21 protein-coding genes are annotated in these 17,419 nt (G+C 66.6%); 8 read left to right on the plus strand and 13 right to left on the minus strand.

The features are described from left to right. Nucleotides 1-35: 35 nt before the first annotated feature. Nucleotides 36-707, plus strand: a complete 672-nt coding sequence (locus IEV93_RS07865; RefSeq protein WP_188488505.1) for a TetR/AcrR family transcriptional regulator — start codon at nucleotides 36-38, stop codon at nucleotides 705-707. Here the strand turns inward: IEV93_RS07865 and IEV93_RS07870 are convergent. Genes IEV93_RS07870 through IEV93_RS07880 form a run of 3 tightly spaced genes read right to left on the minus strand, consistent with a single transcriptional unit; the run spans nucleotide 694 to nucleotide 3,253 of the window. Further along, nucleotides 694-1,500: an SDR family NAD(P)-dependent oxidoreductase gene (locus IEV93_RS07870; protein ID WP_188488507.1), complete on the minus strand. Its 807-nt coding sequence runs from the start codon at nucleotides 1,498-1,500 to the stop codon at nucleotides 694-696. The two genes, IEV93_RS07865 and IEV93_RS07870, sit on opposite strands and share 14 nt — an antisense overlap. Next, on the minus strand, nucleotides 1,497-2,672 hold the full coding sequence (locus IEV93_RS07875; RefSeq protein ID WP_188488509.1) for an NADH:flavin oxidoreductase: 1,176 nt from the start codon (nucleotides 2,670-2,672) through the stop codon (nucleotides 1,497-1,499). Before IEV93_RS07875 ends, IEV93_RS07870 begins: the two co-directional genes overlap by 4 nt. Then, entirely contained in the window at nucleotides 2,669-3,253 is a 585-nt protein-coding gene (locus IEV93_RS07880; protein ID WP_188488512.1) for a TetR family transcriptional regulator, read from the minus strand. The genes IEV93_RS07875 and IEV93_RS07880 overlap by 4 nt, the downstream gene beginning before the upstream one ends. Before the next feature lie 105 nt (nucleotides 3,254-3,358). On the opposite strand from IEV93_RS07880, the gene IEV93_RS07885 reads away from it, so the two are divergent. Beyond that, entirely contained in the window at nucleotides 3,359-4,060 is a 702-nt protein-coding gene (locus tag IEV93_RS07885) for an alpha/beta hydrolase (protein WP_188488514.1), read from the plus strand. 51 nt (nucleotides 4,061-4,111) lie between these two features. On the opposite strand, the gene IEV93_RS22595 is transcribed toward IEV93_RS07885, so the two are convergent. Continuing rightward, nucleotides 4,112-5,050 carry an alpha/beta hydrolase gene (locus IEV93_RS22595; RefSeq protein WP_268237464.1) on the minus strand — a complete coding sequence of 313 codons (939 nt, stop codon included), beginning with the start codon at nucleotides 5,048-5,050 and terminating at the stop codon, nucleotides 4,112-4,114. Between the two features lie 537 nt (nucleotides 5,051-5,587). Then, complete coding sequence (locus tag IEV93_RS07895) at nucleotides 5,588-6,226, minus strand: hypothetical protein (RefSeq protein WP_188488516.1); 639 nt, start codon at nucleotides 6,224-6,226, stop codon at nucleotides 5,588-5,590. Between the two features lie 141 nt (nucleotides 6,227-6,367). Here IEV93_RS07895 and IEV93_RS07900 point away from each other — a divergent pair, with 141 nt between their 5' ends. Further along, the gene (locus tag IEV93_RS07900; protein WP_229704961.1) at nucleotides 6,368-6,934 is read left to right on the plus strand and encodes a TetR/AcrR family transcriptional regulator; all 567 of its coding nucleotides are present in this window, start codon (nucleotides 6,368-6,370) and stop codon (nucleotides 6,932-6,934) included. Between the two features lie 76 nt (nucleotides 6,935-7,010). Here IEV93_RS07900 and IEV93_RS07905 read toward each other — a convergent pair whose 3' ends face one another. After that, the gene (locus IEV93_RS07905) at nucleotides 7,011-7,958 is read right to left on the minus strand and encodes an NmrA/HSCARG family protein (protein ID WP_188488520.1); all 948 of its coding nucleotides are present in this window, start codon (nucleotides 7,956-7,958) and stop codon (nucleotides 7,011-7,013) included. 116 nt (nucleotides 7,959-8,074) lie between these two features. Here IEV93_RS07905 and IEV93_RS07910 point away from each other — a divergent pair, with 116 nt between their 5' ends. Next, a complete protein-coding gene (locus IEV93_RS07910; protein WP_188488522.1) occupies nucleotides 8,075-8,395 on the plus strand; it encodes a winged helix-turn-helix transcriptional regulator in 321 nt (106 codons plus the stop codon). 25 nt (nucleotides 8,396-8,420) lie between these two features. Here the strand turns inward: IEV93_RS07910 and IEV93_RS07915 are convergent, their stop codons facing one another. Beyond that, nucleotides 8,421-9,452 carry a zinc-binding dehydrogenase gene (locus IEV93_RS07915; RefSeq protein WP_308690934.1) on the minus strand — a complete coding sequence of 344 codons (1,032 nt, stop codon included), beginning with the start codon at nucleotides 9,450-9,452 and terminating at the stop codon, nucleotides 8,421-8,423. Between IEV93_RS07915 and IEV93_RS07920 the strand changes: the two genes are divergently transcribed. Beyond that, nucleotides 9,451-10,059 carry a TetR/AcrR family transcriptional regulator gene (locus IEV93_RS07920; protein WP_188488526.1) on the plus strand — a complete coding sequence of 203 codons (609 nt, stop codon included), beginning with the start codon at nucleotides 9,451-9,453 and terminating at the stop codon, nucleotides 10,057-10,059. The genes IEV93_RS07915 and IEV93_RS07920 overlap by 2 nt on opposite strands. A 64-nt stretch (nucleotides 10,060-10,123) precedes the next feature. Here the strand turns inward: IEV93_RS07920 and IEV93_RS07925 are convergent, their stop codons facing one another. Further along, nucleotides 10,124-10,528 carry a RidA family protein gene (locus tag IEV93_RS07925; protein ID WP_188488528.1) on the minus strand — a complete coding sequence of 135 codons (405 nt, stop codon included), beginning with the start codon at nucleotides 10,526-10,528 and terminating at the stop codon, nucleotides 10,124-10,126. Nucleotides 10,529-10,669: 141 nt separating this feature from the next. Then, the gene (locus IEV93_RS07930) at nucleotides 10,670-11,233 is read right to left on the minus strand and encodes a TetR family transcriptional regulator (protein ID WP_188488530.1); all 564 of its coding nucleotides are present in this window, start codon (nucleotides 11,231-11,233) and stop codon (nucleotides 10,670-10,672) included. Nucleotides 11,234-11,322: 89 nt separating this feature from the next. On the opposite strand from IEV93_RS07930, the gene IEV93_RS07935 reads away from it, so the two are divergent. After that, nucleotides 11,323-12,231: an SDR family oxidoreductase gene (locus IEV93_RS07935; protein ID WP_188488532.1), complete on the plus strand. Its 909-nt coding sequence runs from the start codon at nucleotides 11,323-11,325 to the stop codon at nucleotides 12,229-12,231. A gap of 38 nt (nucleotides 12,232-12,269) precedes the next feature. Here IEV93_RS07935 and IEV93_RS07940 read toward each other — a convergent pair whose 3' ends face one another. Next, nucleotides 12,270-13,097, minus strand: a complete 828-nt coding sequence (locus tag IEV93_RS07940; protein ID WP_188488534.1) for a helix-turn-helix transcriptional regulator — start codon at nucleotides 13,095-13,097, stop codon at nucleotides 12,270-12,272. 88 nt (nucleotides 13,098-13,185) lie between these two features. Between IEV93_RS07940 and IEV93_RS07945 the strand changes: the two genes are divergently transcribed. Beyond that, a complete protein-coding gene (locus tag IEV93_RS07945) occupies nucleotides 13,186-13,866 on the plus strand; it encodes an SDR family NAD(P)-dependent oxidoreductase (protein ID WP_188488536.1) in 681 nt (226 codons plus the stop codon). A gap of 13 nt (nucleotides 13,867-13,879) precedes the next feature. Here IEV93_RS07945 and IEV93_RS07950 read toward each other — a convergent pair whose 3' ends face one another. The 3 genes from IEV93_RS07950 to IEV93_RS07960 all read right to left on the minus strand — a co-directional run bounded on the left by IEV93_RS07950 (nucleotide 13,880) and on the right by IEV93_RS07960 (nucleotide 16,565). Next, entirely contained in the window at nucleotides 13,880-14,347 is a 468-nt protein-coding gene (locus IEV93_RS07950; protein WP_188488538.1) for a hypothetical protein, read from the minus strand. A gap of 101 nt (nucleotides 14,348-14,448) precedes the next feature. Beyond that, nucleotides 14,449-15,087, minus strand: coding sequence for a DUF5134 domain-containing protein (locus IEV93_RS07955; protein WP_188488540.1), 639 nt, complete (start codon nucleotides 15,085-15,087; stop codon nucleotides 14,449-14,451). Beyond that, entirely contained in the window at nucleotides 15,084-16,565 is a 1,482-nt protein-coding gene (locus IEV93_RS07960) for a PepSY-associated TM helix domain-containing protein (protein WP_371873799.1), read from the minus strand. Before IEV93_RS07960 ends, IEV93_RS07955 begins: the two co-directional genes overlap by 4 nt. 132 nt (nucleotides 16,566-16,697) lie before the next feature. On the opposite strand from IEV93_RS07960, the gene IEV93_RS07965 reads away from it, so the two are divergent. After that, nucleotides 16,698-17,408, plus strand: coding sequence for a DUF2275 domain-containing protein (locus IEV93_RS07965; protein WP_188488542.1), 711 nt, complete (start codon nucleotides 16,698-16,700; stop codon nucleotides 17,406-17,408). Nucleotides 17,409-17,419 lie beyond the last annotated feature (11 nt).

A 17,419-nucleotide genomic window follows, 5' to 3' on the forward strand; every position in this document is an offset into this window, starting at 1 on the left:
ATGCCCGGTATCCGCTTGGGGGGTACTCTTCGTCCATGACCGCCCGAGGCGATGGCACCCTGCGGCGAGATGCCGCGCAGAACCGTGATCGGCTGTTGGCCGCGGCGGGTGAACTCTTCGCCGAACGTGGCCTGACGGTCACCCTGAACGACATCGCACATCGCGCGGGTGTCGGTGTCGGGACCGCCTACCGGCGGTTCGCGAACAAAGAGGCGGTCATCGACGCCCTCTTCGAGGAGCAGCTCCGCGACATCGCGGCGCTGGCCGAGGAGGCGCTGGCGGAGCCCGACGCGTGGGTCGCGTTGGTCCGGTTCATCGAGCAGTCGCTCGACAAGCAGTTCGGTGACCGGGGGCTCAACGAGTTGATGAACGCCCCGGCGTTGGGGCTCGACCGCATCGACGCCGCACGCGATGAGATCGCCCCACTCCTGACGAAGCTGGTCGAGAGAGCCGTGGCGGAGGGGGTGGTGCGACCGGACTTCGATCAGAGCGACATCATCGTCCTCCAGCTCGCGCTCTCGTCGATCATGCACAGCTCACGTGCCGTCGCCCCGGAACTCTACCGACGCCACCTCACCATCTTTCTCGACGGCATCAAGGTCGACCGTGCGGGATTCACCCGGCTGCCCGTCGAGGCCATGAGCTCGGAGCAGACCCACGTCGCGATGACAGGTCGACGCGACGCAACGCCGGTCACCGGGTCGTGAACATCGCCTTCAGGAGGCGGTCGACAACGGGGCCCGGGAGGTAATGCAGGAGTGACCGTCGCAGGTCCGCGCGCACGGAGTAGTGCGCGCGTGGGCGCGTGCTGGTCGCCGCCGTCCACACGACCTCGGCCAGCACCGCCAGGTCGTGTGCGCGCGACTGCTCCTTGACCGCGAGGGCGCCCACCCGCCCGATGAGGTCGGGGAACAGCGTGGAACGGCTCCTGGCGTGGTCGAAAGCGGCATCGATTCCGTTGACCATGTCGGTCCGGAAGGGGCCGGGTCGGATGGTGCTGACCGGGATGTCGAGGAACATCAGCTCTCGCCGGAGCGCGTCGGAGTACGCCTCGACGGCGTGCTTGGTGATGGCATAGGGCCCGTTGAGCATGAGTGCCTTCTGCCAACCGGTTTCGGAACTGATGGTGATCACCCGTCCACGTCCACGCCGGATCAGCGGGAATGCGGCTTTCACCACCCGATACGTGCCGAGCAGGTTGACGTCGATCAGCTGGCGCAGTTCGCTCTCATCGATCTCTACGACAGATCCCACGCGCATGATGCCTGCAAAGGTGACGACGGCATCGAGTCCGTTCGGCGCGTGGCGTTCTGCGTCGGCCATCGCAACGTCGACCGATTCGGTGTCGGTCACGTCCATCTCGAAAGGGATCACCCCGGGCGTGGCTGCCGGTTTCGTGAGGTCTGCTGCGAGAACCGTCCATCCGCGATCGGCGAACACGGTGGCGGTCGCGCCGCCGAGTCCTCCGCCGGCGCCGGTGATCAGGACGGTCCCGGTCATCGGGCCTGCGCGGTGTCGGCGGCGAGAATGCAGTGCGTTCGCGAGTAGATGGTGGGCATGCACTCGTTGCAGTGCGTGCACAGGGAACGGGTGGTGCGCTCGGCCTGCAATCGATTGATCAGATCTGGTTGTCGGAGCAGGGCCCGGGCCATGGCCACGTACTCGAACCCCTCGTCCATCGCGAGATCCATTGTCTCCGTCGTCGTGATCCCGCCGAGCAGGATCAACGGCATCGTCAACTCGTGCCGGAACTGGCGAGCCATGTCGAGGAGAAACGCCTCGCGGTAGGGGTATTCGCGAAGGAACGGCCCGGCCAGTCGCATGGCCCAGCCCATCGGCGGCGGAAAGGCTTTCGCGAACGACTTCCTCGGGGCGTCACCGCGGAAGAGGTACATGGGGTTGAGCAGCGAACTCCCGGCGGTGAGTTCGAGCGCGTCGGCGGCGCCGTCGTCCTGGATCCACCGTGCGACCTGCAGGCTCTCGTCGATCTGCAGTCCGAGGGAGATCCCGTCCTCCATGCCGAGTTTGACGGTGACGGCCAGTCGGTCGCCAACCCGGTCGCGCACCGCTCTGGTGATCTCGCGAGCGAGCCGGGCCCGGTTGACCAGCGACCCGCCGTACTCGTCGCGACGGTGGTTGAGCAGTGGACTGAGGAAGGAACTGGCCAGGTAGTTGTGCCCGCAGTGGATCTCGACTGCGTCGAAGCCCGCGCTCTCGGCGAAGCCGGCGGCATCAGCATGGGCGCGGACGATGTCCCTCAGGTCGGCGGCATCGGGCCTGTGGGTCATGCGCATGCTGAGCGGACTCAACAGGCGTGTCGGCGACAACGCCGGAGCCCGGTTCGAGGCCGCGTTGGCGACGGGGCCCGCGTGCCCGATCTGCGCGCTGACCGCAGCGCCCTCGGCGTGGACGGCATCGGTCAGGCGTTGAAGTCCCGGGACGGCGTCGGGGCGCATCCAGATCTGGTGGCGGTCGGTGCGTCCACCGGGTGTGACGGCGCAGTACGCGACGGTGGTCATCGCGACCCCGCCCGCGGCCGGAGCCCGGTGATAGTCGATCAGGTCGTCGGTGACGAGCGCATCGGGGGTGCGCCCTTCGAAGGTCGCTGCCTTGATGATCTTGTTGCGCAACCGGACCGGGCCGAGAGTGGTCGGTTCGAAGACGCTGCTCATGCCTCGGTCTCCTCGTCGGAGAGTCCCGCCGTGACGTAGCGGCACAACGTCTCGACGTGGGCCGGTGACAACGTCCGGTCCCCGGCGAGCGGGTCGCCGAACTGCCCGAGGATCAACTCGAAGCTGATGGCCCATCGTTGTCGCGCCGCGGTCGTCGACAATCCGGACACGTTGCGCTGCAGCAGGTCCACGAACGGGTCGAGGCTGAACCATCGATCGCTCCAGGCGACCTCGTACCGGCCCAGCACCAGCCGTGCGAGCAGGTGCAGGTAGAGGCGTCCGGTGGGGTCGGCGGACATGGTGACCAGGGGTCCGACCACCGCGTCGACGATGTCGCGGACCCCGAGGGACTCGGCGTCGAGGCGCGCGACGGGCTCGAACCACGCGGGACCGATGCGAGACTCCAGCAGCGCCGCGATCAGATGTTCCTTGGAACCGAAGTGATAGTGCACCGCGGCCGGGTTCATCTCGGCGGCCGCGCACACGGCCCGGATCGACACGCTGTCGTATCCGGATTCGAGTAGCAGCGACTCGGCGGCCGCCAGCAGTCGAGCTCGTGGATCGGACCTGGTGCGTTCCATGGACACCAGTAGAACACGTGTCAATCGACGTTTCAATCACTGATTGGATTCGCTGCCGGCGAAGGTCTACCCCGGTCCACCGCCGACGCCGCTACCGTGAGATCCATGCAGGTCGTCTTCGTGCACGGTGCGTTGGTCCGCGATGGTCAGTGGTGGTGGGAGCCGACCGCGTGGCTGCTCCGTCAGCGCACCGGTGTCGAGAGCCGGTCGGTGGCGCTGCCCTCGTGTGGCGAGGCCACCCGGGACGAGACGCACAGCGGGCTCGCTGCCGACGCCACCGCGCTGCGCAACGTTCTCGACGACGTCGACTCCGCGATCGTCGTCGGTCATTCCTACGGCGGCACCGTCATCGCCGAGGCGGGCTCTCACACTGCCGTGACCCACCTGCTGTACGTGTCGTCGTACCTGCCCGACGTGGGTTCGTCTCAGGGCTCGATCATGAGCACCGAGACCGATCCGGTGGCGGTCGCGGACAACGGCGACGGAACGATCAGCGTATCCGGTTACGATGCAGCGTCATTCGGTGACCGCTTCCTCCACGATGCCGACGAGACGATCCGGCGCCGGGCCTGGGAGCGGGTGATCCCGCAGGCGATCGGCGCATTCACCACCCCCACCACCGCCGCCGGATGGCGGGGCGTCGACTCCACCTACATCGTCTGTGCGGATGACCGCAGTACTTCGCCGGCGCTACAGCGCTTGCACGCTCAGCGGGCGACCCGCTCGGTCGAGCTGCCCACCGGGCATCATCCGTTCATCTCCCGACCGGACCTCGTGGTCGAGCAGATCGAGGCGTTTCTCCGCTAGAGCCCGATGCGCGGGGGAGTGCAATAGCGGCAGGGCGCGGCGCCGGTCGACTCAGCATTCGATGTCGGTCTTCGGCATCGTACCCCGGACCAGGTAGTCGGTGATGACATCCTGAGCACACGTGTTGCTCCCGAGTGCGTAGACGCCATGTCCGCTGCCCTCGACGGTGAGCAGGCGTGAGCGGTCCCCGAACTTCTCGTTGATCCGTTCGCCGTTGCTCAGCGGCGTGACGGGGTCGCGACGGTGTTGGGCCACGAGGACGTTGGTCGGACCGTCGGTCTGAATGGCAACCGGCGGTTCGCTGTGCGCGATCTGCCAGTAGGCGCACGGCATGATGTTCGCGGCAGCCGCGCCGAACAGGGGGAACTTCTCACGATCCTCGGCGATGGCCTCTTTGTAGACTTGCGGGTCACGGGACCACTCGACGTCATTGCACGTGACCGCGAGGAACACCGACCAGGTGTTGTCGAACGCCGAGACCGATTTCTCGGCAGGTAGATTCGCGAAGGGCGAGTCGTTCAGCGACCTCCACGATCGCGCCGCGGCCTCGTAGGACGCGGGGTTGTACAACGTGACGAACGTTCCGGCTCGGAACGCGCGCCCGTCGAGTCCGTTCACCGGCGTGCGATCGAGCTTGTCGGCAAGGGTGAAATACGTCTGGCGCACCTCATCGGGGGTGCGGCCCAGGTGGTACTCGTCATCGCGCGCGGCGGCCCACCTCGCGAAGTCGGGGAAGGTCTGCTCCATGCCTTCGGCGTAGCGACGAAGCCCGCCTCGATCGAGATGGGTGTCACCGATGTTGCTGTCCAATACGATTCGATCTGTTGAGTCGGGGAACATGGACGCGTAGGCGGCACCGAGTGCGGATCCGTAGGAGTATCCCAGAAAATTGCCCTTCTTCTCTCCGAGTGCCTGCCGGACGCTGTCGAGGTCGCGGGCCATGTTGGCTGTCGTGATGATCGCATTCGGCCGTCGTCGTTCGCGGCGCATCTCTTCGCCACTGTCTCGGCAACCTTCTTCTGTTCGTCGAATGCGGCGTCATCGTAGGCGTACGGCGGTACGGCCCCGCGGTAGCCGATGTCGTCGGTGATCTGACACCCGATCGGTGCGGAGTGGCCGACGCCGCGAGTGTCCATACCGATCAGGTCGTAGCTGTCCAGGGTCTGTTGCGGGATACCGCGTTCGACGAGAAACGCCGGCTGGTCCAGTCCGGTTCCGCCCGGACCGCCGGGATTGAGCAACAGGACGCCGCGACGTTTGGCAGGGTTCTCGGACGCCAGTCTGGAGATGGTGAGGTCGATCGTGGGACCGTCGGGTTCGTTGTAGTCGAGAGGTACCGGGATTGTGGCGCACTGCAGTTCGGTTGCTTTGACGTCGTCTGGACATGCCGTCCAGGAGGCCAGGGGTGGCGCCGGGATGGTCTCGCTCTTCGGCGTTGCCGGCGACGAGCATCCGGCGAGCGCCAGTGCGGTCAGAGCGACGAACAGTGTGGGGCGAACAGTTCTCATCGATGATGCCTTTCGGATGTCAGTTGGCCGCGCCGTCGAGCAGCCAGTGATAACGCAGCCGAAAGCTGCGTTCGGTGCTGGCAATCGCCGTGGCGAACCCCAGCGCGATGTTCGACCACACGTGCAGGCTGATGGGCGAGGTGAAGATCCCGACGGAATTCGCGATCGGTGGTACCGCCGAAATCTGCTCGGCGAGTTGCAGGAGCAGCAGGGCGAGGCCGGTGACGAGGATGATCGTCGACGCAACCCCGATCACCCGGCTCGCCGCCCGATGGTTGTTGTCGAGGCGTGCCCGGCGCCCTTCGGCGGAGGCAGGGTCGGGGCTGAGTTGATGCTCGGATCCGTCGTCGGCGACGAAGTGGCAGCGCTTGATGCCGAATCCGCTCATCGCGACCTCGATGGTGCCGCCGTCGACGCCGAACGCCGCAGGTAGCTTCGACTCCGCACAGTGCCGGCCGTCGCGGTAAAGACCCGCCCTCACCCCGCCCGAACCCTGCTTCTGCCAGTGGCGGACGTCGACCGCGTAGTCAGCATCGGGACGGCGCAGATAGAACAGTGCTCGCCCGGGGAGCTGCCACCAGCGAAACCGCTGAAGAGCGTGCCCGTCGCCTCTCGTGATCCGGCGCGCTGCCCTGGTGCGTTTCCATGTGTCGAACACGGTCTTCCTTCCTGGTCGAGCCGCTAGCACGCTGTACTGTTCGAATGAGTGTGCTGACGGTAGCACACTGTGCTAGCACAGTGTGCGGTTCGATGAGGGGAGCGCGACGTGGCGAATGAGCTCGGCTCGAGGGAAAGAATCTTGATTGCTGCGTGCGAGATGTTCGGTGAGGATCAGGCGGCGTCGCTGAGCGTGCGTTCGGTGGCGGCCAGGGCGGGTGTGAGCATGGGATCGCTGCGCCATCACTTCCCGACGCAGCGTGCACTGAGGGATGCAGTACTCGAGACCATCTATGACGCGGTCACAACGGACGACGGGGTCATCCACGACTCGTCACTTCCTGCGCGCGACCGTCTGGTGCAGTGTTTGCGTCTGGTCCTCGCGCCTCTCCTCGGCGACCAGGCTCGGCAGGCCTGGATCAAATTTTTCGAGGCCTTCGTGGAGCCCGAACCCACGAATGCGCGAAAGGCGTCCTACGCGGCGATCGTCGACGAAGGCAGACGCAGGGTGGAACACTGGTTGACCGTTCTCGACAAAGAGGGTGTCCGCGTCGACGGCGATCTCGGACAACAGGCCACGTTCCTCAACACTGTGCTGAACGGTCTGTGGCTCGATCGCGCGGTGCCGTTCGACGACTCCGTCCTGCACTCGGAGACGGCGACGTTGTACTACGCGGTGGACGCCGTGCTGAAGAGGCCTGACGCGTAGGTGACGGTGGTCGGACCGGACAGTGACTTGCCCCGCACGTTTACGCTGTCGCGAATCGATCGGCTTGAGATCATCGTCAGCGCAACGCAACTCCACCGGTCGATGACTGCGTTGCTGCAGCGAGGGTCTGGGCGTCGAGGCCGGCCAGCCACTCATCGAAGCGGAGCAGGAATGGAAAGGTCTGGCGAAGCGCCGTGAGGTCGGCGTGTCCGGCCAACCTGCCGTCGTCCACCGCGGCCGCCAGTCTCCCCAGCAGATCGTTCCCCCGCAGGACGTCATCGGGGATCCGGCGGTAGGAGACCGGACGATCGAGCGCGGTGCCGAGGTGATGTGCCAGCTCATCGCCGGTGAGCGAGTCGCCGGCGAGATCTATGGTGCGGTCGACGAAAGAAGAAGGCGAGCCGAAGATCTCCGCGACGACGAGACCGATGTCGCGCACAGCGAGTACCTGCACCGCCTGGTCCTTCCGCATCAGAAACGTGAACACCCCGTCGGCCAGTCCCATCCCGGGAAGCAGGAGGATCTCCATGAAGCTGGCGGGCCGGATGATCGTGCTCGCGATGTCAAGGCCCCGGACGTGTGCCTCGATGCGACTCTTGGTGTCGAAGTGGCCGATTCCGGTCGGCGTCGACCCCGCTGCGATCGCCGAGCTGTAGACGAGGTGTTCGACACCGGCTTCTCCGGCGAGGTCGGCGACCAAGACACCCCAGGCCACCTCGTCGTCGTCGCTCATCTCGGTGTTGGCCTGTCCCGAGCTGGGTTGGACACTGAACACCCCGTACGCGCCGACGAAAGCGGATCGCAGCGATGTCGGATCGGCGAGGTCTCCGGCGATCGTCTCGATCCCGGTGGCTTTGAGCTGTCGGGCCGGCGCGCTCGATGGGTCGCGCACCACCGCGCGAACTCTCCACCCGTCGGCGTTCAGAGCCGAGGCGACCGATCCGCCCTGTTGCCCCGTCGCCCCGAGCACGACGATCACGTTCTCGCCGGGGAGGATCGGTCGATTCGAATGATGGTCGGTCATGGCGTCTCCTGGTGATGTCTCCGGCGCAACAAAGTCGTCTGCTGCTGCTCCGGTGGAAACGCTAGTGTGGACAGACCTACCAATCGGTAGGTCTCACCAGCCCCCGGGAGAGCTCGATGCGAGAACCGTTGCCCGCCGCAGCCGACTGCTTCGTGCGACTCGGCGTCGACCTGATTTCCCACCAGTGGGACGCGGTGGTCCTGACGGTCCTGAGGAGTGGGCCCTCTCGGCGTGCCGCCCTCGTGTCGGCCATCGGGGGCATCAGCGACAAGTCTTTGCACGAGTCGTTGCGGAGGCTGCGCGACGCCGGGCTGGTCGAGAAGGATGACGTCGGAAACGTCTACCGGCTGACCGACCTGGGTGAGTCGCTCGCGACCGGACCCGTTCTGGCACTGGCGCAGTGGGCCGAGACGAATCATGGGGAGTTGAACGACTGATTCCTCGGCGGTCGCACCAGGAGTTTCACGGTCGCAAGACCAGCCTGCCGAAGACTGTGCCGTCGTCCATGCGTCGGTGGGCGTCGGCGGCCCGGTCCAGCGGGAGGACATCCTGGACGACTGCGTGGATGTCGCCGCGCACGGCAGCGTCGAACAGTTCGATCCGAGTCCGGTCGCGATCAACCCTCGGCACGGTATCGAGACTGAATGTGCTCAGCGTCAACGATTTCTGGAAGGCGCCCAGAAGGGTCATGCCGAAATCTGACGGGGGATAGCCGGCCACGACGCCGACGAGAACCATCCGGCCGTTGAATGCGAGACGCTCGATGAAGCGTGGCAACGCCGCGCCCGCGACGACGTCGATGATGACGTCGAACAGCTCGGGTCCGTCTCCGTTACCGTCGCGGTCGAGCACGTGCGTCGCACCGAATCGGCGTAGCAGTTCCCCGCGTGAGGCCGATGACGTGGTCACGGCTATCGAGCCTGCGCCGCCGCGAGAGGCAAGCTCAACCGCCGCGATTCCGATGCTGCCGGATGCGCCTCGCACGAGGACCGACTCACCCGCGATGAAGTGGGCGTGGACGAGCGCGAAATGCGCCACTGGCGCGGCACTTCCGAGCGCAACCGCATCGACGCTGGGAAGCCCGTCGGGGAGCTCGACCACATTGTCGACAGATGCGATTGCCTGCTCCGCGTAACCGCCACCGACGCCGGTGAAGGCCCAGACGCGCCGGCCCACCCAGCTCTGGTCCACGCCGTCGCCGACCCCGGTGACCATCCCGGCCACCTCGCTGCCCGGTGTGTACCCAGAACCGAAGCCGGCACCGGTCACCGTGCCTCGGCGGATGACGGCATCGACCCCTCCGACCCCGATGGCATCGGTCTGGATGAGAACTTCTCCGACCGCTGGAGTGGGCGTGGCGGGTTCGATGACCCCCATGCCGTCGGGGCTGCCGAATGTGTGGACCGCTATTGCCTTCACTGGAAACCTCCGGGGGTGAGTGATGATCTCGAACGTAACGGACGCCCCCGTCCGTTTACGTAAAGTGATAGCCATGGGCGATCACCTGCATCAGTTCCTCCGGTCCGACGCGAAGGACAACCGCGACCGCATCCTTGAGGTGGCGCGCGAGGTGTTCGCGACCGACGGTCTCGGGGTCTCCATGCGCGAGGTGGCACGCAGGGCGGGCGTCGGCCCGGCGACGCTGTACCGGCGGTTCCCGACCAAGAAGGACTTGGTCGTGGAGGCGTTCATGGACGAGTTCGGCAGGTGTCGTGAGATCGTGCGGACCGGCTTCGACGACGCCGACCCGTGGCGAGGATTCTGCTACGTACTGACGGAACTCAGCGAACTACAGTCGGAGAACCAGGGTTTCACCGAGGCCTTCCTCGCGGAGTATCCGGACGTCGTCGACGTGAGATCGCACCGGACAGAGATGGTCGGTGAATTCGCCGACCTGGTCCGTAGAGCAAAAGCGCAGGGCGACTTGCGGACCGACTTCGTCGTCGCGGATCTCATTCTGTTCTTGACGGCCAACCGCGGACTGGCGAGCACCCCGCCCGAGAATCGGCTGTTCGCTGCGCGTCGCTTCTCCGCTCTGATGATCGATGCTGCGCGTAAGTCGCCGACCCATCAGGCCCTGCCCCGTCATCTGAAGCGGTGAGCACACCGTCGCTGCCTCGTCGATCAGTTCGGTACCTCGGCCCGAAGCCCACACCGGCGCGCGGTCAGTCGACGACCGCGGTGACCTCGGCCTCGATGAGGATGCCGGGCTCGTAGAGGATGCTGACACCGATCAGCGCCAGCGGTGGCGTCGACAGATCGAACTCGCGGCCGGCCTGTTCGACACCTGCGGTGAACGCGTCCATCTTCGACTTCTCCCAGTCCACCGCGTACCAGGTGAACCGCACCACGTCCGCAAATGTGGCGCCGGCCGCGGCGAGCGACTTGGCGACGTTGCGGTACACCTGCGCGACCTGTCCGGCGAGATCGTCAGGCGCGACGAGGTTTCCGTCGCTGTCCCACGCGACCTGTCCGGCGAGATGGATCTGCTTGGACCCGGTGGCCACGGCCACATGGTGATACAGCGGGATCCGGACGTGTCCATCCGGGTTGATCAACGAGACTGCCATGCGGATTCCTGGGTCGTCGGGGCCTCGACCAGCACCCGACGCACGATATTCCGGCGTCCGTGCGGCCTCGGCCAACATGTGAGGCTCACGTTAGCGCCGCAGCACCTACCGATTGGTAGGTGCTGGAACAAGACAGTTCCGTCACCGAGATGAGCTGATCGACGCGACGTCGTCGAACGCCAGCCGGAGCAGTGCCGCGAGACCGGGCGAGGGGTCGTCGTACCACGAGTCGACGGCGCAGACGAACGCCGCCATTCCGATCTGAGCGGCGAGTCGTGATCGCGCTTCGGGGATTCCGCGCTGCTGCAGTGACTCTGCCACCGCGGTGGCCAGGGCTGCCATCTTGGACAGTTCCCGTTCCCGCAGCTCGGGAGTCGCCACGACCAATGCATGCCGGGGTCGGGCGAAATCACGACCTGAATCGTGGAACTCGACGGTGGTCAGGCAGGCGGTCAGCAGCGTGTCCAGTACCGGATCGGTGGCCGCGGAGCTGTTCACCGACGCGACCAACAGATCGCGCAGCTCGGCCTCACCGCCGAACAGGACTTCGCGTTTGTCGGGGAAGTGTCGAAAGAAGGTGCGGTCGTTGACACCTGCGCGAGCCGCGATCTCGGCGGTGGTCGTTCGGTCGAAGCCGTTCTCGGCGAACAGCTCCAGGGCAGCCTGCTGCAGGCGGTGTCGAGCCTCCTGACCGCTCCGCGGCATGGGACGTCCCTTCGTAGCGCCATATTGTGACACTACGTGTTAGTGTCAGATCCTGGCGCTACGGCCAGCGTAGTCATGTGGAGGTCCAGATGCGCGTGTTCGTCACCGGTGGGTCCGGTTTCATCGGTTCTGCCGTCGTCCGTGAACTGATCGAGGAGGGCCATGACGTCATCGGTCTTGCGCGTTCGGACCGCGCCGCCGAGGCATTGTCGGCCGCGGGAGCCGCAGCGCACCGCGGCAGCCTCACCGATGCCGAGTCGCTGAGAACGGGTGCGGACATGGCCGACGGAGTGATCCACCTGGCGGGTGCCTACGGCCAGATGAGCTTCGCTGATGCCGTGACCGTCGACCGGCAGGCGATGTTGACTCTCGGTGGTGCGCTGGAGGGATCCGACCGTCCGCTCGTGTTCGCCTCGGCAACGTCGATGATCGCGCCGGGCCGGGTGATCACCGAGGGAGATGTCGGTGACGACAGCGCCGCCCTCCCGCGTCGGGAGACCGAGCTCGCGGTGCTGGCGCTCGCAGAGCGCGGAGTGCGTGTTGTCGTCGTTCGGTTGGCGACTCTGGTCCACGGCGACGAGGACTCCCGCGGGTTCATCCCCATGCTCGTGCAGATGGCGCGCACGAGTGGCGTGTCCGCCTATATCGGAGACGGGCGTAATCGGTGGCCCGCCGTCCACCAGCGCGACGCCGCCCGGCTCTTCCGCATTGCCGTCGAGCGTGCGCCCGCGGGGACCCGACTGCACGCGATCGCCGAGGAAGGCATCGACTTCCGTGTCATCGCGGAGGCGGTCGGGCGCGGCGCGGGGGTTCCGACGGTGACCATCAACGCGGACAGAGCCGGTGAGCAGTTCCCGCTTCTCGATGGACCGCTCGCGCTGCTGACCGGTACCGACATCCCCGCGTCGAGCGCTGTCACCCGCGAGCTTCTCGACTGGGTGCCCCGACACCCAGATCTTCTGAGTGACCTCGAAGCAGGTTTCTACTTTCGACGATGATGGCAAGGTGGCGACCCGTCGTCGACAGGCAGGCCGTCTCAGACCAGAGTCTGGGTTCCCACGACCCGCAGCAATTCGAGGCGTTGTTCGTCTTCCGATCCCGGAGCGGTCGTGTAGACGACGATTCGCAGATCGCTCCCCGGTGCGGTGAGCACGTCGCAGTCGATGGCGATCGGACCCACCGACGTCGTCATCACCTTCCGACTCGACTTGTGCACCGACATGCTCGCGCGTCCCCACCGGGCGTCGAAGTCGACACTCGTCGCCCGAAGCCGTGCCACGAGTTCCCTCAGATCGCGATCGTCCGGGTAGCGGGCACGCGCAGCACGAAGATCGGCGACGAGATCCTCGCTGAACTCCTCGCGATGGATGTCGTCGTAGCTGACGTCGGGGAAGTGGTCGGTGAAGTGCCGCCACACCACATTTCGGTCGATTGCCTGTCGCCGGGCGGGATCGCCACTGATGGCCGCCCAGAGGCCGTTCCAGTGGATGATGTCCCACGTCGCGGTGAACACCGCCAACGGGACGTCCCCGAGACGGTCGACCATCCGGCGCACCCCCGGACTGATGTGTTGCGGGACAACGTGTCCGCGTGGCGCCGCCAACCCGGCCACCTGGTACAGGTGGTCCACCTCCTCGTCGGTGAGTCGCAGCGCCCGGGCCAGCGCGGCGACGGTCTGTGCCGACGGGTGGCGCGCCCGACCCTGCTCGAGTCGGACGATGTAATCGACGCTCACGGTCGCCAGCGCGGCGAGCTCCTCCCGCCGTAGACCGGGGGTCCGCCGACCGGGGATCGTGGGCAACCCGACCTCCTCGGGCCGGGTCCGGTCCCGCCAGGCGCGCAGCACGGTCGACAGTTCGCTCATGCACACCATCCTGCATCGCCCGGGCGACCTCGGGGTGGTATCAGCAGTACCTGGAACGTCGAACGTCTGGACCCCAGGATTGAACCCCATGACCACAACATTGATCACAGGAGCGAACAAGGGCCTCGGACTCGAGACCACCCGTCGACTCATCGAGGCGGGCCACGAGGTGGTGGCCGGTGTCCGCGACCCGGACAACGCCGATGATGTGCGCGCGCTGGGGGCGCAGGTGATCCGTCTCGACGTCACCGACACCGCGTCGGTCAGCGAGGCGCTGTCGGCCATCCCCCGGTTGGATGTCCTGGTCAACAACGCCGGTGTCGTCGGCACCGCCCACGGCGTCGACGATCTCGACGCCGACGCCATGACGGCCACTCTCGACACCAACGTCGTCGGCATCGTCAGGGTGACGCAGGCGGCCCTGCCGCTGCTGCGGGAATCGTCCAACCCGGTCATCGTGAACGTGGCCTCCGGTGTCGGCATGGGCCGCTTCCTGCAGGATCCGCAGCGCGACGAGTTCCCGGTCGCCGCCATCCCGTACGCAGCCTCGAAAGCGGCGGTCATCACCCTGACGGTCCAGTACGCCAAGAACCTCCCGGGGATGCGGGTCAACGCCTCCGATCCCGGCTACACCGCTACGGACCTGAACGGGAACACGGGCCATCAGACGGTGAGTGAAGGCACCGACGCCACCGTGAACCTCGCCACCCTCGATCAGAGCGGGCCCACCGGCGAATTCCACAGCCGCAGCGGCCGAATCGATCTGTGACCGACAGAACTTCCTACGTGAGGTGGTAGTCGCAGACTCCCGGCCGACGGCCGTTGGTGGTCGCACGAGCCGCCGGTAGCTGGGCTGCGGTCGACTGCGGGGTGTCGCGTGCAGCGGTCAGACGTCGGCGGAGTTCGGCGAGTGTGTCTGCTTCCACGGTGTGCGGGCTCAGGCTGCGGTGCGCGGTGAACAGGGCGAGCGCGATCTGATCGGCAACGGAGTTCAGTGGCCGATGGCGTAGATCGCGCAGCGGTGTGTGGGTGGGGATGCTCTGAACGAGGATGTCGGCGACCAGCTCGTAGCAGGCGCCATGGCCGTCGAGGTCGTCAGCTGCCCGCGCGTAGAGCTCGCGGGTGTGGTCAGCGATCACGTCGAGGAAAGCGCCGGCGGTGTCGCGGGCGGATGAGCGGTTCGGGTACGGCACGACGTTGACCTCGCTGACCACGTGCCGCGACGGTGCGGTACGTCTGTACTGGACCATCGCTGCCAGACACCTGCGCGTTACGTGGTGTCCACCACAACAGGGGCCGGTATGAAGATGAGGTGGCGCGTCACGCGCCGACCCACTCGACGCTCGTCTCCTCACATGACCGAGAACATGATCGCCATACCGGCGGCCATGAACGCCTGGCACAGTGTGCCGGCGTGGCGCAGCAACGAGCGGCCACCTGGATCCGACTGCCGTGCAACCAGGTAGCGGTACAGCCACCACAGGGCTGCGACACCGAACCCGATGACGATCGCGGTGTTCGCGACGGACACCCAGCCCGTGCTCGACATGGCATGGCCGTCGTGAGACGACGACATGTCCATGCCCGCCGTCGACATGTCGTCGGAGTCGGACATCGCCATCGGCATCATCGGCGTGGTGCCCGGGAGCAGCGTTCCGTCCATCACCGCGTACATCCACGCCATCGCGCCCATCATCGCGGAGTGGTACAGGCCGAGGAGGGGAGTCCTCCAGCCGATACGGGTCGCCACCACGACACCCAGGTACCAGAGTGCCGCGACCACGAAGAAGACCATCGGGGGGATGTTCGGTACCTCCATCCCGAACGGCCATGCCATCACGATCATCGCGACCGACATGATCAGGTGGAGCAGGTGTCCGACCACCGACCGGGCCGAGTGCCGATGCCGCGTCAGGGAATAACCGCATTCGGCGACGGCGGCCGCGAACAGGAGGGTCACCAGCCAGCGCAGAGCGAGATCGGTGATCATGCGGCCTGCGTCGGTGCCGAGCGGCTCTGTCGTGGCCGCAACAGCCCCACCGCCGCATCGATGACGACGAAGGCGCCCAGCGACAACCCGAACAGCGGTACGTACCAGCCGATCGCCGCGATCACGACGATCAGCACCAACGCCTCGATCGGTTTCAGCTCCGACAACGCCCCGCGGCGCGGTGCCCGTGGCAAGCCGCGGTGACGGGTGGGCCTGCGCTGCCACCACATGATGTAGCCACGGATGATCACGGTGATGAGACCGACCATCAACAGCGCCAACACGATCTGGTTGACGATCCCGAACAGGATGCCCATGTGCATGTCGATCGTCCAGTTGGTCATCTTCGCGATCAGCGGCCAGCTTGCGAAGTCGACGCGGTCGGTGATCTGACCCGATCCGGGGTCGACGGTGATCGCGTCGGAGCGGGTCGGTGCGCGACGTTTGTTCTCCTCGACGCGCCACCCCTCGCCGGCCGCGGTCGGCGGGTACAGCCACATCGGCCGCTGCAGGCCCGCGGTGTCCGCGGTCGTGAGCACCCGGTCGACGCCGCGTAACGCCTGCTCGGGGGTCAACGCGTCGGTTGCCGCGGGTCCCGCGCCGGAATCGTGGTGCGAGGCGCCGGTGTCGGAGGGCGTCTCGCCCGAGAGGACGGTGGTGACCGACGGGGTGGTCCAGCTCAGCGACGTCCGGAGGTCGGAGATCGACTCGCCTGCGTACCGCGACCAGGTCAAGCCGGTGATCGACAGTCCCAGAAGCCCTGCGACGACGAGCAATCCGACCGACCCGTGCCAGGACAGGGTGCGCGTCCGCCCGCTCTTCTCGCGATCGGGGACCGCGAGACGGCGCAGCTTCTTCGTGCGCGATCGGTACCCGATCCACAACGCCAGCCCGCCGAGGGCCACGACCCACATCCAGCTCGCCGCGAGTTCGCTGTAGTTGCGGCCGAATTCACCCAGATGGAGGTTGCGATGGAACTCGTCGAACCACGCTCGGATGGGTAGCCACTGGCCGTACGTGGTCAGAGCGCCCCGGACCTCACCCTTGTAGGGGTCGACGAACACGGTGCGGCTGTAGTCGGTCGGGACATCCGGCGCGGCCATCACGACCTGGGTCGTCTCATCCGGCGCCGACGGAGGTCGGATGCTGGTGACCTCGCCCTCGGGGTGTGCGGCCATCGCACGCGCGATCTGCTCGCTCATCGGCAGCGGGGCGTCGCCGACCTGGTCGACCTTGAGCTCGTCTCGGAAGACGATCGGATCCAGCTGCGGTGTGAAGGTGTAGAGAAGTCCGGTGACCGCTGCGATGAGTAGGAACGGCCCGGCGAGCATTCCGCCGTAGAAGTGCAGGCGCATGACCAACGGTCGCAGCCGCACCCACGTTGTCGGCGTCGTCGGGATGCGCGCGCCCGTCGGTTGCGTCGTCGGGGTCGCGGGATCGGGGTCCCCGAGCGGTAGGGGATCGACGGTCTGGCTCACTGCGCGTCTCGCTTCATCGGTGCTGGAGGTGATCGCACGAGTAGTCGGCCCGGTCGGGCATCCGGTTCCCGCGAGATGTGCGCGCTGGATCACAGCATTCAAGTGCGCGATGATGGGGCCGTGGAGTGTGAGGTGGCGCGTGAGGCGCTGTCGGCGCGTGTCGACGGTGAGCGCGAGTCGGTGCCCGCAGCCCGCGTCGACGAGCACGTGGCCGGATGTCGCGACTGTCAGGCCTGGGTTCGCTTCGTCGACCAGCAGGTGCATCACCTCCCCGCGGTCACGTCACCTGATGTCGATCAGACCCCGCAGATCCTGGCCCGGGTCGATTCCACTCCCACCGGCGCATGGGTGCGGTCGGTGCGGTGGCTCAGGTTCACCGGTATCTACGCGGCGCTCTTCGTGGTCGGACTGGTCATGGTCGGTGTGGGTGTCGCGCAGATGGCCGGTCTGCATTTCGGGATGACGCAATCGGGTCCGATGTCGACGATGTCGGGCGATCACCTGATGAACGAATCCACGGCATGGTCACTGGCACTGGGGGTGTGCCTGGTCGCCGCCGCGCGGTGGCATGGCCTGATCGCGGGCCTGGCGGTGGTGCTCGGCGTGTTCGTCGTCGTCCTGTTCGCCTACGTCGTGCACGACGCCGTCGCATCGGACGTCACGATGAGTCGGGGCGTCTCGCACCTTCCGGTCGTGGCCGCGTTCCTGTGCGCTGCGGCCGCACACCGGATCGGTGCCCGGTCGACGCACCCGCCCGCCGGCGGTTCGTCGATGCCTGCCGACGATGACCGGTCGGTTGACGGTCACGGTCGGATACGCGCGGTCGACGACTCCGCCGCCTGAGGTCCTGCGGC

Source organism: Williamsia phyllosphaerae (assembly GCF_014635305.1).
Classification (GTDB): domain Bacteria; phylum Actinomycetota; class Actinomycetes; order Mycobacteriales; family Mycobacteriaceae; genus Williamsia_A; species Williamsia_A phyllosphaerae.